Below are 13,894 nucleotides of genomic sequence, written 5' to 3'. Positions count from 1 at the left end.
TGGCTCCCCCGGTCGGAATGGACGATCAATCCGGGCGCCGGCTGGCGCTGCTGAATGGCCATATTCAAGGCATCGCAGACCAGCTTGGCGGGCATGCTCGGCGCCATGGCCCATCCGACCACTTTGCGGGCGTACAGGTCCAGCACGGTGGCCAGGTACAGCCAACCGGCACCGGTGCGGATGTAGGTAATGTCGCTCACATACGCCAGGTTTGGCGCGCACGGATTGAACTGCCGGTTCAATACATTGTCGGCGACCGGCAAGCCGTGCTTGCTGTCTGTCGTATGGACGAATTGACGCTTCCAGACGGGCTTCAAGGCCGCCTGGCGCATCAAGCTGCGCACCTTGTAGCGCCCGATGTGGAAGCCTTCGCTGGCCATGGCGGTAACCAGTCGGCGGCTGCCGTAGCTCTGATGGCTGGCCATAAACGCTGCCCGCAAATGCACGCTCGCTTTGCACAAAAGCGGTTTGGCAGAACCACGCTGCGCCTCATAAAAACCGGATCGACTGACGGCCAAGGCGCGGCAACTCTGCAGGACCGGGATGGCCTCCTTTTGCAACTGGCGAATAACGGTATAAATCATTTCATTTCGCGGGCAAAGAAGGCCGAAGCTTTTTTTAATATGGTGACATCCTGCCGAAGTTGTTGATTCTCCAGCTCCAGCTGGCGGATCCTTTGCTGCTCGGCTGTGAGCGGTTTGCCTATGCCTGGCTGCCCGCTCTGTTCGGCACCGTATTGTTGCAGCCAGCGCCGGATCGCAGTCTGCCCGATGCTCATGCTTTCGCTGACGTTCTGGACGCTCTGGCCCTGTTCATTGATCATCCGAACCACTTCCAGTTTCAGGCTCGGATCGAAGGTCCTACGTTTTCTTGTCGACATACTTAACTCCTCAGGTGCTGTATTTTCCACCTATCGAGGTGTCCGGGCAAATTAGACCACAGCACTGGAAGCAAGCATGAGCCGACGTGGAAACTGTCACGACAATCATCCCTCACGCCCTAAAGATCTGCATTCTTCACTATGGGGTATGGCGTTACTCATTTTTGAGCAATTTTCCCCTGCTGTATAGAAAAACAGCGGTTTCTCATATTTTCGCCTTGCGTTTACGGATGAGGTGGTTTACGCTTGCGTCATGGTAAATCCCTCTGAACTCTCTGCCGAATTCATTCTTCAGCTTAAGCATGAGCTGGAAGCTGACGTTCAGCTTCTCAAAGAGTTACCGGAAAGGATTTCGCAACGGAAAAAGCGCTATGAAGCGGCTCTTATGTTTGCGCCACTGGGCTTCGACCCGGATGCAGCGCTTAATGTAGTTCCTAAAGTGCAGAAGGAAGTAGAGGTAGCAACCGTTCCTGTTCGTGTTAATGAGTCGACCGCAGATGTGTCGTCAGAGTTCACCTTGACAGCCGTTGATGGGAGCCACTCCGAGAATGTACCTTCTTGGACGAAAGCAATTCAGCATGTACTTGAAAATTCTAGCACCGGGCTTGCTCACAAGGAATTATTGACTACGATTCGAAATGAGTTTCCTGCAATGCCAACGTCGGTTGGAGAAAAGGGGTTCTACAACGGCATCGGTAAGCTATCTGAAAAGCGAGTGCTTGTTAAGCACGGTGGGTTGCTTTATGCGAAAAAAACAGTCGATTCGATTATCGCTCGTGGTGAGTCGTTGCCAGAAGGACCTTCAACCCAAACCCGTTCGGGCAGTTCCGGTGAGATTATTTTATCGATCCTTAAGGGGCACGCAGGAGGTTTGGCCGCAGCAGAGTTGAAGGTCTTGATTAGCGAGGTGCCCAATGCTCCGGCAAGTCTGAAGAAGCACAGCCAGTTTATTTACAATGTATTAGCTACCTTGATTGGTTCCGGCCAAGTAGTGAAGATGGGTAACCTATATCGTCTTGCTGAAAAAGACAAAGCCCCTGTGGGGACAGGGGCTTCTTTGTAATCCAATCCACGCCGTGAGGGCGAACATGAGAAAGGAGGTAAAACATGTTGTACTACGTGTTGCGAGCGTCGTTTTTGAAAATCCGCTTGATGATAATAACGACTGCATCTGATTACTAACTTGCACGTGAGAGATAACGCTTTCACGTTGATGTAGGGTAGGTAAGGGCATGCCCTGTCACTACCTCCGCATCCTTGTCGTATAACTAGACAAGGCAAAGTTTACGACAAGATGCAGCCGTAGGCAAGAACTAATGTCCCTCTATCTTGTTAGAGGAGTGCATTATGCGCAACTTTAGTAAAGTAAAAGACGTTTTCGTTCGTCAATATACCAGACGTCGTTTTGGACGTGATGAGAACGTACGGCAGCACTGGCGGTCGCATCCGCATCAGCTGAATCTATTCAGCTAACCGAGTGGCAGCATGATACATGTGATCATGCTGCCATTTTTTATTTTAGAACTTTCGACAGTCGAGTCGACACAACGCGCTCCTGCGTGGAGCCAACTTCCCCTTGCCAAGCCCTGCTTCCGAGACGAACTGTGAAGTACGGAAATAATTATTCTTTTAATGACATCTTGTATTCTCTTATGTAACCTATAGTTGCTTGCAATACCAACAACTAGGGTAAAAAATGAACGAACGCGACGCGCTTCTTGTATCGATTGCTTCAACCATTCAGACGTATCGGGAGGGAGAAATTGCTTCTCCAAACGTCGCGCATGTGGACAGATGGGCGAGGCAGTTTTCTTCAGAGAATCAAATAATATTCCTCAGGGAATTTGACGTCGTTTTGAAACGGACGTTTCTCACCAAGGCTAAAGTGCTGGATTTGTTAGCAAAGGTCAGTGAAAATGCTGTCATCGTGGGTGCAAATCCTGCTGAGTTCTGGCGAAAAGCAAAGGTTTTGGACATCCAATTAAATGGACATAGCCAGAAGGAGATGATCGCCCTCATGGTACCATTGCTTAAGCAGAAATTTCAGGTCGATCTCAACGCTGGTGGGACGCCAGACGGCAAATATGTATACCTCGACGACGTTACCTATACAGGTAGCCGGATCGCCAGTGACATTAGTTCTTGGCTCAAATTCGCTCCACCGAAGGCTAGTGTTAAGGTCATCTCGTTGGTCAGCTATACATCGACGTATTACGCACGCAATACTCGTACACCTAAGGTAATTGCGGAATCTGGTAAAGACGTCTCTGTCGCATATGGACAGCAAATCCAAGTCGAAAATCGAGTGACGAACAATCACAACTCTGGAGTGTTTTGGCCTATTGCATTGAGTGAGGAGCAAGCCGCAGACGATTACGTACGTGCACAAACGCTTCAGTACGCCGCTCGGAAGCCAGGAGGTAAAAGCCAAGTGTTCATCACGGAGGAAGGTCGGCAAGTACTGGAGCATGAATTTCTAGAGGCAGGCAGAAAGATACGTTCGCAGATCAAGAGCCCTACAAATGTGCTAAAGCCATTAGGATTTGGCAGCTTCGGCGTCGGTTTCGGCTCCACGATTTGTACTTACCGGAACTGTCCTAATACTTCGCCGCTTGCATTGTGGTGGGGAGAGCAAGAAGGGCGTGGCGCGTTGGAATGGTATCCTCTCTTTCCCCGTAAAACATACGAATAAAATGCAGCCTTCACCAAATGAAAGCAAAACGGTAAACCTGCGCACCTACGTGAGGAGTGAGTGCGTAGTTTTTCACACAACTAGAGATGAATTTGGGGGGCTTTCGAATATGGCATCGGGCTTTCCGCTATCGGTGAATGGTATTTCCATCAGGACCAGTGAGGCGCTATACCAAGTCTGCCGTTTTCCACATCGACCTGATGTGCAGCAATTCATAATTGATGAAGCGAGCCCGATGATTGCAAAACGGAAGAGCAAGCCCTATAGAGACGAAACAAGGTCCGATTGGGATCTGGTTCGACACAAGATCATGCGCTGGAGTCTCCGGGTAAAGCTGGCCCGTCATTACTCAACATTTGGCGAATTACTGTTGAGTACCGGTGAACGGGATATCGTTGAGCAATCAAGCAAAGATAATTTCTGGGGGGCCTTTGTAAGACCGGATGGAACTCTTATAGGCCAGAATATTCTTGGACGGCTTCTTATGGAGCTTCGGGAGCGCTTAAAGTACGACGAAAGCCAGTCGCTAAAGATTGTAGAGCCGTTGAGTGTGCCCGATTTTTTTCTCTTGGGTAGGGAAATTGAGATCGTAGATGCCACAAATGATCCGACTCAACCACAACAAAGTAGGTTGCTATAGATACCTGACCAAGCGAGAAATGCAGCTTGGGTTTAATCTGGCGTGCGAAAGATATGGGTAATCAGAAGGCTGGAGCAGCGCTTACTGGTCGGCTCCCAAAAGGGGCGGGACTATGTGCAGCCCGACTATGGGCGCATGCACCATGAACTGCGGCGCAAGGGCATGACATTGATGCTGCTGTGGGAAGAGCATCGCGCCGACTACGAGGATTGCCAAACCTACGCCTACTCGCAATACTGCGAAAACTACCGGCGCTTTGCCAGACAGCTCAAGCGTTCGATGCGTCAGATCCACCGCGCCGGCGAGAAGCTGTTCATCGATTATGCCGGCCCCACCATCGCGCTCACCGATGGCGGGCGCGCGCACATCTTCGTCGCTTCGATGGGCGCGTCGAGCTATACCTACGCCTGCGCCACGCCGCGCGAGACGATGGCCGACTGGCTCGAATCGACGGCGCGCGCGCTGGCCTTCTACGGCGGCGTGACGCAGCTCATCGTGCCCGACAATCCGCGTGCGATGATCTCGGACGCCAACCGCTACGAGCCGCGCAGCAACGACACCGTGCTCGACTTCGCGCGCCATTACGGCACCTCGATCCTGCCGGCGCGGCCGTACCATCCGCAGGACAAGGCCAAGGCCGAATCGGCGGTGCAGATCGTCGAGCGCTGGATCATGGCGCGCCTGCGTCATCAGCAGTTCGGCAGCGTGCACGAGGTCAATCAGGCTATGGCGCCGTTGCTCACGCGGCTCAACGAGAAGCCCTTCCAAAAACTGCCTGGCAGCCGTGCCAGCACCTTCGCCGAGATCGATGCGCCGGCCTTGTTGGCGCTGCCGTTACAGCGTTACGAGATGGCTCGGTTCAAGACCGTCAAGGTCCACATCGACTACCACGTGGAGGTCGAGCGCCATCGTTACAGCGTGCCGCAAACCCTGGTCGGCCAAGTGCTGGAGGCGCGCATCACGACGGCGGTGGTCGAGCTGCTGCATCGCGGCCAGCGCGTCGCCAGCCATGCCCGCAACAGCCGCGTCGGCGGTTTCACGACCGTCGCAGCGCACATGCCGGCGGCACACCGCGCACACATGGAATGGACGCCGCAACGGCTGATCCACTGGGGCGAGAGCATCGGTCCGGCGACCGCCGAGGCTGTGACGCGGCTGATGGCCGAGAACCGGCATCCAGAGCATGGCTACCGCGCCTGCCTTGGCCTGCTGTCGCTGGCCAAGCGCTATGGCAAGGTGCGCTTCGAAGCGGCGTGCATGTTGGCCCTGCAGATCGGCGCCTGCCAGTACCGCCACGTGAACGACATCCTGAAGAACAACCGCGACCAAAGCGTCCCCGTGGTCGCCGAAGAATGGGTCAGCCCTGACCACGCTCATCTGCGCGGCTCTGGCTACTACCAATAAACAATATAAATAATAAGGAGTATGGCGATGATGATGCACACCACCCTGGCGCAGCTGCGCTCACTGAAACTGGACGGCCTGGCAGCGGGCTTGGAGGAACAACTGGCCCAACCCGGCATGACGGCGTTGAGCTTCGAGGAGCGCGTGGCGCTGTTGATCGACCGCGAGGTCCACGCCCGTAATGACCGCAAGCTGGTGCGACTGCTCAAGAATGCGCATCTCAAATATGGACAGGCCGCGATCGAGGACATCGACGCGCGCGCCGGTCGCGGCGTCGACCGGCGCGAGGTGATGAGCCTGGCCTTGGGCGACTGGGTCAGCGCCGGTCATAGCGTCCTGGTCACCGGCCCAACCGGCGCCGGCAAGTCCTGGCTGGCCTGCGCACTGGCGCAGTACGCCTGCCGGCGTGGCTACTCGGCGATCTATCAACGCGTACCCCGCTTGCAGGAAGAACTGCGCATCCGGCACGGCAGTGGCGCCTTCGGCAAATGGCTGCTTCAATTGGCCAAGACCGACGTGCTGATCCTCGACGACTGGGGCATGGGGACCATCGACGGCATGACGCGCTCGGATCTGCTTGAGATCATCGACGACCGGGCTGGCAACAAGGCCACCATCATCACCAGCCAATTGCCGGTGGAGCACTGGCATGCCTGGATCGGCGACGCCACCATTGCCGACGCCATTCTGGATCGCGTCATGCAGCGCAACCACCGCTTCACACTGACCGGTGACTCGCTACGCGCCCAACGACCAAAAACACCCAAGGGAGTGCGGTATGTGTAAGAGAAAATGTCAAGCTGGGCATGTTGCCTTGCACAGCTCAGATACCCAAAAATGATGCTTTGCGCAGCATTACCGGCCGGGCCTTATTTGAGACTGCCGGCCAGCGGCGGCACCGAGACCCGCGCGCTTTCATTGCCGAGGCGGTCTACCGCGCTGACCACCACCGCATTGGCGGGGCCGGTGCTGGCGTCGTCCGGCAAGGTCCATTCAGTCTGGGCGCCCGGCAATACCGAGAACCGCCACGCCGCGCCGTAACGTACCCACAAGGCGTACACCGCGACCGGCTTGCCGGCGCCCGGCGTCAGCATCAGGTTGACGCTGCTGGCATCGCGGCGCAGCGTTACGCCGGGCACCGCTGGCGGCTCGGCGCCCAGCCACGGCGTGGCCGGTATCAGCGCCGGGCTTTGGTACACGCCGGCCTTCAGCTGGTCGCCGATGCCCTTGCGGTTCTCCATCAGCGGCGCCATGCTGAAATGCACCTGGCCATTGGCGCCGGGACGGCTGCGCGTGACATTGATCTGTTTCGAGATTTCTTCCGGCGGGTAGGATTTGGCCGAATTGTCGATGCGGCTGGTGTACAGGCCCGGCCAGATATGGCGGTGTTGCGGATTTTGCGCCAGCCAATAGTCGAGCAGCACATCGAACGCCTGCGGCGCCTGCGCCACCGGCCAGTACAGTTGCGGCGACAGATAATCGAGCCAGCCCTTGGCCAGCCACAATTCGGCGTCGGCATACAATTTATCGTACTGGCTGAACCCGACGATACCCTTCGGACGCAGCGCCGGCCGGCCGATGCCGAACGGGCTGATGCCGAAACGCACCCAGCTTTTCTCGCGATGGATGCCGGTGTACAGGGTTTCGATCAGCTGGTTCACATTCTGGCGGCGCCAGCTGGCGCGGTCCAGCTGGCCGCCGGACAGCAGATATTGCTGCCACGACGGCTGGTCCGGGAAATCCAGTTCGCGCTTGGCGCCATTGCCGGCTTCCAGCGCGGCGCTTTCCGCACCGGCGCCGGCGCCCGGCGCATCGATAGGATACGGATAAAAATAATCGTCGATATGCACGCCGTCGATATCGTAACGGCGCACCACGTCCAGCACCACTTGCTCGGTGTGCTCGGCGGCGGCCGCGTCGCCCGGGTCCATCCACAGGAAGCGGCCGTATTGCTTGACCGACGCGGGATTGGTGACCGCGAAATGGTCGCGCGCCAGCGGCGACTTGGCGGTCGCGTGGCGCGCCCGGTACGGGTTGAACCATGCATGCAATTCCAGGCCGCGCGCATGGGCCTGATCGATCCAGAATTTCAGCGGATCGTACAGCGGCTGCGGCGGCTGGCCTTGCTGGCCGGTCAGGAATTCCGACCACGGTTCCAGCCTGGAGGGGTAAATGGCGTCCGCGCTGGGCCGTACCTGCAACACGATCGCATTCAGGTTCAAGGCCTTGGCGCGGTCGAGTATCGCGATGGCTTCTTTTTGCTGGCGCTCGGCCGACAGGTTGCTGCGGCTGGGCCAATCGATATTGGCGACCGTCGAGACCCAGGCAGCGCGGAATTCGCGCGGCGCCGGCGGCGGCATTTCAATCGCCGCCAGCGGCGGCGCGGTGACGGCCGACGGCGGCATTCTGGTGGCGCAGCTGCTGAGCAGTCCGGCAATGGCCACGGCGCCGGCCAGGCCGGCCGCCGCATACAGGCATTTTTTTACGGTAGAAAACAAAACAATTCCTTGTAGTTCGCGGGCAGGTGCCGGCATTTTACTGTGCGGATATAAATGGCCGCGCCAGCATGAATCGACTACGCTGATACTGCCGATGATTCGGCGGTTTTTTTGCCGAATTCCGGATCGATCTTGACCAGCGCCGCCATGATAAAGGCGGGAATCGTCGCGATACAAACCCAGATGAAAAAATGCTGGTAACCGAGCAATTGCTGGATCCAGCCGCTGGCCATGCCGGGCAACATCATGCCGAGCGCCATGAAACCGGTGCAGATCGCGTAATGCGCGGTTTTATGCACGCCATCGGCGACCATGATCATGTACAGCAGATACGCGGCAAAACCGAAGCCGTAACCGAATTGCTCGGTAGCGATACCGGCCGCGATCAGATAAATATTGCTCGGCAGTGTAGTGGCCAGGTAAACAAACACCAGGTCCGGCACATGCACGGCCAGTACCATGACCCACAGGCAGCGTTTTAAACCATAGCGGGAAATCGCATAGCCGCCCAGCAAGCCGCCCAAGGTCAGCGCAATCACGCCGATGGTACCGTAGACCAATCCAACTTCCTCGGTGGACAGGCCCAGCCCGCCCTTGGCCAGCGGGTCGAGCAGGAATGGCGCGGCCAGCTTCAGCAATTGCGCTTCGCCGAGGCGGAACAGCAGCAGGAAACCGAGAATGACCGCAATATCCTGCTTGCGGAAAAAGGAAGTGAACGTCGCCAGGAACTCGGCCAGCGGCGTGCCTTGCTTGCTGACGGCATGGTCGGCCGCCGGTTTCGGCAACACAAAATAATGGTACAGCGACAGGCTGACGAACAGCGCGGCCAGGATGAAAAACACCACCGACCACGCCAGCCGCACATCGCCGGTGGTTTGCGTCAGATGGCCGGCCAGGTAGACCAGTCCGCCCTGCCCGGCGATCATCGCCAGCCGGTAAAACGTGCTGCGCACGCCGACAAAGGCGGCCTGCTGATGCTGCTTCAAGCCCAGCATGTAAAAGCCGTCGGCGGCGATATCGTGGGTCGCGGAACTGAACGCCATCAGCCAGAAAATGGCCAGGCTGATCTGGAAGAAATACGGCAGCGCCGTGGTCAGCGCCACCAGCGCCAGCGCGGCGCCGATCACCAGTTGCAAGCCGACGATCCAGCAACGCTTGGTGCGGAACATGTCGATCAGCGGCGACCACAACGGCTTGATTACCCACGGCAGATACAGCCAGCTGGTGTACAGCGCGATATCGGTATTCGACAAGCCGGTGTTCTTGTACATGATCACCGACAACGTCATCACCACGACATAGGGAATGCCCTGGCCGAAATACAGCGACGGTATCCAGCGCCACGGCTTGGAAGGAGTTTTGTCTTGTTTCACTGCTGCATGCTTCCCAGGTCTGGCCCAGGCCGGCAAGTTTATGGCGCCAGTGCCATGCGCACACTGCCGTTTGCTCCATCCAACAATGCCTGTGCCTGGTCTGTCGTTATCTTCTTGGACAAGGCAACTATCGCGACCTTGACGTGAAACCCGCATTGTTCCAGCACGGCCCGCGCGGTTGCCTGATCGGCGCCGGTGGCGTGCATGGTCAGACCGACGGCGCGCTGCAGCAGCTTGGCGTTGGTCGCCTTCAAGTCTACCATCAAGTTTCCGTAAGTTTTGTTCAAACGCACCATCAATGCCGTCGAAATCGTGTTCAAGGCAATTTTTTGCGCGGTGCCGGCTTTCAGGCGGGTGCTGCCGGAAATCACTTCCATGCCGGTATCGAGCGTGATGCCGATCGCGGCCTCGACACTGACCGGCGCGGCGCGGTTGTTGGCGATGCCGATGGTCAAGGCGCCCGCGGCCCGCGCGGCGTGCAGCGCGCCCAGCACATACGGCGTGGCGCCGGATGCGGCCAGCAAGATCACCACATCGTTGGTGCCAGGCAACAAGGCTTGCACATCCAGCGCGCCTTGCTGACGGTCGTCTTCCGCGCCTTCGACGGCTTCGAACATCGCGCCCGTGCCGCCGGCCAGGATCGCCAGCGCCCGTTCATGCGGCCAAGAAAATGTGGGATACAGTTCGACGCTGTCCAGCACGCCCAATCTGCCGGAGGTGCCGGCGCCCGCATAGATCAGCCGGCCGCCGGCCGCGATGCGCGGCAACGCCGCCGTGACGGCGGCCGTGATCTGCGGCGCGGCGCGGTGCACCGCGCCCACCGCGTCGAAATGATCGCCGATCAGCGTGTCGACCAGCCGGTTGGCAGGGTAGAGATCCAGGTCGGGATGCCGTTGGCTGGGGGTTTCAGTCGATAACATTGCCATATGACCATGTTGAATAGATGAAACCAGTGTAAACCGAAGATGGCGCGCCATCCATGAAAGGATGGGGCCGGCACATGCCAAAAAGTTATGGCGTGCGGCGCATCTCGGCCACGAAGTCGTAGTGGTCGCTGCGGCAATAGGAATGCGTCAGCTCGACCGGCTGGCCGGATTCCAGGTAAGCGATACGGGTAATGAACAGCACCGCCTGGCCTTCCGGCACACCCAGTTTGCCGGCCAGCTCGGCGCCGGAATTCATCGCCCGGATATGCTGCAGCGCGCGTACCGGCGCCCGGCCGATGCTGCTCAGGTATTCATACAGCGACGCGCCGACCGCTTCCGGATTGGCGACTATGCTCTGCGGCAAAATACTGACTTCATACGCCATCACCACCTCGTCGGCCAGGCGCAGGCGTTCCAGCCGCGCCACCTTGGTGTTCGGCGACAGCGCCAGGCTCAGTTGCTCATCCGCCGTGGCGGTGACGATGTCACGCTTCAGCCAGCGCGAAGCGGGTTGATAGCCGCGCTGCTTCAATTGTTCCGAAAAACTCGACAGATTCGACAACGGTTGTTCGATGCGCGGCGCAATGTAATTGCCCGAGCCGCGGCGGCGCACCACCAGGCCCTGGTCGACCAATTGATCGATGGCCTTGCGCGCGGTCACCCGCGATACATCCAGCAATTCGGACAGGGTTCGTTCGGAAGGCAGCGCCTGATCGACCTGATAGCGGCCGTTGCGCACGTCATCGCTCAATTTACGCGCGATTTGCATGTACAAAGGTGAATTGTCGTTTAAATCGACCTTGATTTCCAAGCTGGTCTGGCTCATACAGTTCTCCTCATAACGCTAGTGTAATAGCGTTAGGGGATTTGCGTATTATCCGCAGCGAATGAATAAATATAAAATGGTTATAATATAAAGTTACGCTCACAAAAAACAACATCTTCATGACAACTCCGCTCAATATGGCTGTAACAAATAAACAAAGCTATTGATGCGTCGCAATATAAAACGCTGTCTTTTAACTACCAATAGTGTATTCCCTGCTACGTCGGCAGCCAAGCGGTACATGACAGGAAGTTATGGCCGCAGCATGAGGATTCATTGGCCGGAAACAGCCGCGGCGCCTAAGCTTTCCATGGACAGGTGAAAACAGCGAGGCGGCATGCAGCAGGTAATCGTCATTGGTGGTGGCGTGGTCGGCTTGACGACCGCATGGTGGCTGGCCGAAGCGGGTTATGGCGTCACCTTGCTCGAACGAAGCGAACAGCTCGCCATGGCCGCCAGTTACCGCAATGGCGGCCAGCTCAGCTACCGCTACGTGGCGCCGCTGGCCGATGCCGGCGTGCCGCTGAAAGCGTTGCAATGGCTGATGCAAAAAGACGGTCCGCTGCGCTTTCGTCCCGAAGCCGACTGGCGCCAGTGGCGCTGGCTGGGACAATTCCTGCGCAACTGCAACAGCGCCAGCAACCGCCGCACCACCGCCACACTGCTGCAATTGGGCGAACTGAGCCGGCTCGGCATGGCGCAGCTGGCATTGAGCATCACGCCGCAGGAATTCGCGTGGCGCAATGCCGGCAAGCTGGTGGTGTACCGCTCCAAGAAAATCTTCAAGCGCGCCGTGGCCCGGCCCGCATCGGAACCGGCGCGCCAGGTGCTGTCGCCCGCTGAAGCGGCGCAGCAAGAGCCGGCGCTGGCCGCGCTGGCGCCCTCCCTGGCCGGCGCCATCTTTACCCCAGGCGAAGCGGTGGCCGACTGCCACGCGTTTTGCCAGGCGCTGGAACAGCGCCTGCTGCTGCATCCGCGTTTTCAACGCAGTCTGAAGGGCGAAGCGCGCGGCTTCCTTATCCGGCATGGCAGGGTCACGGCCGTGGACAGCGACCTCGGCCCCTTGCAAGCCGATCACTTTGTGCTGGCGGCCGGCATCCAGAGCCGCGACCTGGCGGCCCAGGCCGGCATCTACCTGCCGCTATACCCGCTGAAAGGCTACAGCCTGACGGCGCCTATCCGCCGCCAGCACCGCGCGCCCGAGATCAGCATCACCGATTTCGAGCGCAAGGTGCTGTATGCGCGCATCGGCGCCGACTTGCGGGTAGCGGCGATGGTCGACCTGGTCGGCGCCGACGCCAGCCTGGACCGGGACCGCATCGCCTCCTTGAGCCGGCTGGCGCAGCAAGCGATGCCGGGCGCCGCCGACTACGACAACGCCATCCCGTGGGCCGGCCTGCGCCCCGCGACGCCAAACAGCGCGCCGCTGGTCGGCGCCAGCAAATACGGCAACCTGTGGCTCAACGTCGGCCACGGCCCGCTCGGTTTCACCTTCGCCTGCGGCAGCGCCAGCATCCTCGCCGACCTGATGCGCGGCAGGCACCCGCCATTCGCGCTGGACTTCCTGCAGCCGGGGTAAGCCGGACATCGCATCGCGCGGGACAACCTCCAGTTGCACGGCGTACATCAATGTGCAGGCAGTTAAATGATGCCGCCGTTGATGCGCAATACCTGGCCATTGACCCAGCTGCCGTCGCCTTGCGCCAGGAAAGAAACCATGCCGACCATGTCTTCCGGTTGGCCGAGGCGTTCGAGCGGCGGCATTTTCGTCAACCGGTCGATCACTTCTTGCGGGTTCTTCAGGAACAGCTCGGTCGCGGTCGGGCCGGGCGCCACCGCATTCACCGTGATATTGCGGCCGCGCAATTCCTTGGCCAGCACGCTGCTCATCACTTCGATAGCAGCCTTGGTGCCGGCGTACACGCCATAGGTTGGGTGCCGCAAGCCAACTTGGCTGGTCGAGAAATTAATGATGCGGCCGCCGCTGCGCAGGCGCTTGACGGCTTCGCGCATGGTGTTGAAGCTGCCTTTCAAATTGATGGCGATGTGCTTGTCGAACGTTTCGTCGTCGGTATCGGCGATGGACCTGGGCTGCATGATGCCGGCGGTGTTGACCAGCACATCGATACCGCCATAGCTTGTTTCGGCCGCGTCGAACAGCGCGCGCACGGCTTGCGGATCGCTGACGTCGGCTTGCACGGCAAGCGCCTTGCCGCCATGTTGGACAATCTGCTGTACCACGCCCTGGGCGGCCGCTTCGCCGCCGACATAGTTGACGATGACGCTGAAGCCTTCCGCGCCCAGGCGTTGCGCGACCGCGGCGCCGATACCGCGCGAAGATCCGGTGACGATGGCGACTTTTTGATTGATGCTATTCATTTGTAGCCCCTTGAGTAAGTTTTTCAACATGGATAAAGCTGCCTTCCCGTTGATTTGTTTGCAAGGCAGTGACGACATCATGAACGTTAATCATGGATGGATAAAGTAGGGTAAATTGTTTTCACTATACAAATTAGATCAACAATCACCGCTTCATCGCGCACAAGAAATCCTGACTCAGCGCGTCTAACAAAACGTTCAATGCAAGCCGCCATGGATGTTTTGTTAGGTGTAGTGGCTCAGGTGTGAAACCGGCCGTGCTCGCATTTGACGCGA

The 13,894-nt window shown here is 58.3% G+C and carries 10 protein-coding genes and 2 pseudogenes (1 of these 12 cut by a window edge); 6 read left to right on the top strand and 6 right to left on the bottom strand.

The genetic code is table 11. The annotated features are described in order from the left end of the window. Positions 1–880, bottom strand: a pseudogene (locus GJA_RS00165) (IS3 family transposase) (it extends 338 nt beyond the left edge of the window). A gap of 253 nt (positions 881–1,133) precedes the next feature. Between GJA_RS00165 and GJA_RS00155 the strand changes: the two are divergent. The 5 genes and pseudogenes from GJA_RS00155 to istB all read left to right on the top strand — a co-directional run bounded on the left by GJA_RS00155 (position 1,134) and on the right by istB (position 6,402). Then, positions 1,134–1,943 carry a hypothetical protein gene (locus GJA_RS00155; protein ID WP_038487365.1) on the top strand — a complete coding sequence of 270 codons (810 nt, stop codon included), beginning with the start codon at positions 1,134–1,136 and terminating at the stop codon, positions 1,941–1,943. A gap of 633 nt (positions 1,944–2,576) precedes the next feature. Beyond that, positions 2,577–3,572: a phosphoribosyltransferase-like protein gene (locus tag GJA_RS00150; RefSeq protein WP_038487362.1), complete on the top strand. Its 996-nt coding sequence runs from the start codon at positions 2,577–2,579 to the stop codon at positions 3,570–3,572. A 1-nt stretch (position 3,573) separates the two neighbouring features. Beyond that, on the top strand, positions 3,574–4,212 hold the full coding sequence (locus GJA_RS00145) for an NADAR family protein (RefSeq protein ID WP_038487358.1): 639 nt from the start codon (positions 3,574–3,576) through the stop codon (positions 4,210–4,212). Positions 4,213–4,281: 69 nt separating this feature from the next. Continuing rightward, positions 4,282–5,616, top strand: a pseudogene (istA, locus tag GJA_RS00140) (IS21 family transposase); the annotation flags it as partial. A 27-nt stretch (positions 5,617–5,643) separates the two neighbouring features. Then, entirely contained in the window at positions 5,644–6,402 is a 759-nt protein-coding gene (gene istB, locus GJA_RS00135; RefSeq protein ID WP_038498169.1) for an IS21-like element helper ATPase IstB, read from the top strand. Positions 6,403–6,485: 83 nt separating this feature from the next. Here istB and GJA_RS00130 read toward each other — a convergent pair whose 3' ends face one another. From GJA_RS00130 to GJA_RS00115, 4 genes are all read right to left on the bottom strand, one after another. Then, complete coding sequence (locus GJA_RS00130; RefSeq protein ID WP_081905185.1) at positions 6,486–8,150, bottom strand: glycoside hydrolase family 10-like protein; 1,665 nt, start codon at positions 8,148–8,150, stop codon at positions 6,486–6,488. Positions 8,151–8,191: 41 nt separating this feature from the next. After that, positions 8,192–9,487 carry an MFS transporter gene (locus tag GJA_RS00125; protein WP_038487355.1) on the bottom strand — a complete coding sequence of 432 codons (1,296 nt, stop codon included), beginning with the start codon at positions 9,485–9,487 and terminating at the stop codon, positions 8,192–8,194. 38 nt (positions 9,488–9,525) lie between these two features. Then, positions 9,526–10,407 carry an N-acetylmuramic acid 6-phosphate etherase gene (locus GJA_RS00120; RefSeq protein WP_038487352.1) on the bottom strand — a complete coding sequence of 294 codons (882 nt, stop codon included), beginning with the start codon at positions 10,405–10,407 and terminating at the stop codon, positions 9,526–9,528. Positions 10,408–10,498: 91 nt separating this feature from the next. Further along, positions 10,499–11,239 (bottom strand): GntR family transcriptional regulator, encoded by a 741-nt coding sequence (locus GJA_RS00115; RefSeq protein ID WP_038487349.1) that lies wholly within the window; start codon positions 11,237–11,239, stop codon positions 10,499–10,501. A gap of 337 nt (positions 11,240–11,576) precedes the next feature. On the opposite strand from GJA_RS00115, the gene GJA_RS00110 reads away from it, so the two are divergent. Further along, the gene (locus GJA_RS00110; RefSeq protein ID WP_038487346.1) at positions 11,577–12,818 is read left to right on the top strand and encodes a D-amino acid dehydrogenase; all 1,242 of its coding nucleotides are present in this window, start codon (positions 11,577–11,579) and stop codon (positions 12,816–12,818) included. 62 nt (positions 12,819–12,880) lie between these two features. On the opposite strand, the gene GJA_RS00105 is transcribed toward GJA_RS00110, so the two are convergent. Then, the gene (locus GJA_RS00105; protein ID WP_038487343.1) at positions 12,881–13,618 is read right to left on the bottom strand and encodes an SDR family oxidoreductase; all 738 of its coding nucleotides are present in this window, start codon (positions 13,616–13,618) and stop codon (positions 12,881–12,883) included. Positions 13,619–13,894 lie beyond the last annotated feature (276 nt).

Origin of the sequence: Janthinobacterium agaricidamnosum NBRC 102515 = DSM 9628, from assembly GCF_000723165.1 — a bacterium.
Classification (GTDB): Bacteria; Pseudomonadota; Gammaproteobacteria; order Burkholderiales; family Burkholderiaceae_D; genus Janthinobacterium; species Janthinobacterium agaricidamnosum.
Note: the sequence above shows the minus strand (reverse complement) of the source record. Positions and strands in the feature narration are given on the sequence as shown.

Coding starts and splice junctions, on each gene's coding strand:
- GJA_RS00155 (WP_038487365.1), top strand. CDS start 1,134: ATGGTAAATCCCTCTGAACTCTCTGCCGAATTCATTCTTCAGCTTAAG.
- GJA_RS00150 (WP_038487362.1), top strand. CDS start 2,577: ATGAACGAACGCGACGCGCTTCTTGTATCGATTGCTTCAACCATTCAG.
- GJA_RS00145 (WP_038487358.1), top strand. CDS start 3,574: ATGCAGCCTTCACCAAATGAAAGCAAAACGGTAAACCTGCGCACCTAC.
- istB (WP_038498169.1), top strand. CDS start 5,644: ATGATGATGCACACCACCCTGGCGCAGCTGCGCTCACTGAAACTGGAC.
- GJA_RS00130 (WP_081905185.1), bottom strand. CDS start 8,150: ATGCCGGCACCTGCCCGCGAACTACAAGGAATTGTTTTGTTTTCTACC.
- GJA_RS00120 (WP_038487352.1), bottom strand. CDS start 10,407: ATGTTATCGACTGAAACCCCCAGCCAACGGCATCCCGACCTGGATCTC.
- GJA_RS00115 (WP_038487349.1), bottom strand. CDS start 11,239: ATGAGCCAGACCAGCTTGGAAATCAAGGTCGATTTAAACGACAATTCA.
- GJA_RS00110 (WP_038487346.1), top strand. CDS start 11,577: ATGCAGCAGGTAATCGTCATTGGTGGTGGCGTGGTCGGCTTGACGACC.
- GJA_RS00105 (WP_038487343.1), bottom strand. CDS start 13,618: ATGAATAGCATCAATCAAAAAGTCGCCATCGTCACCGGATCTTCGCGC.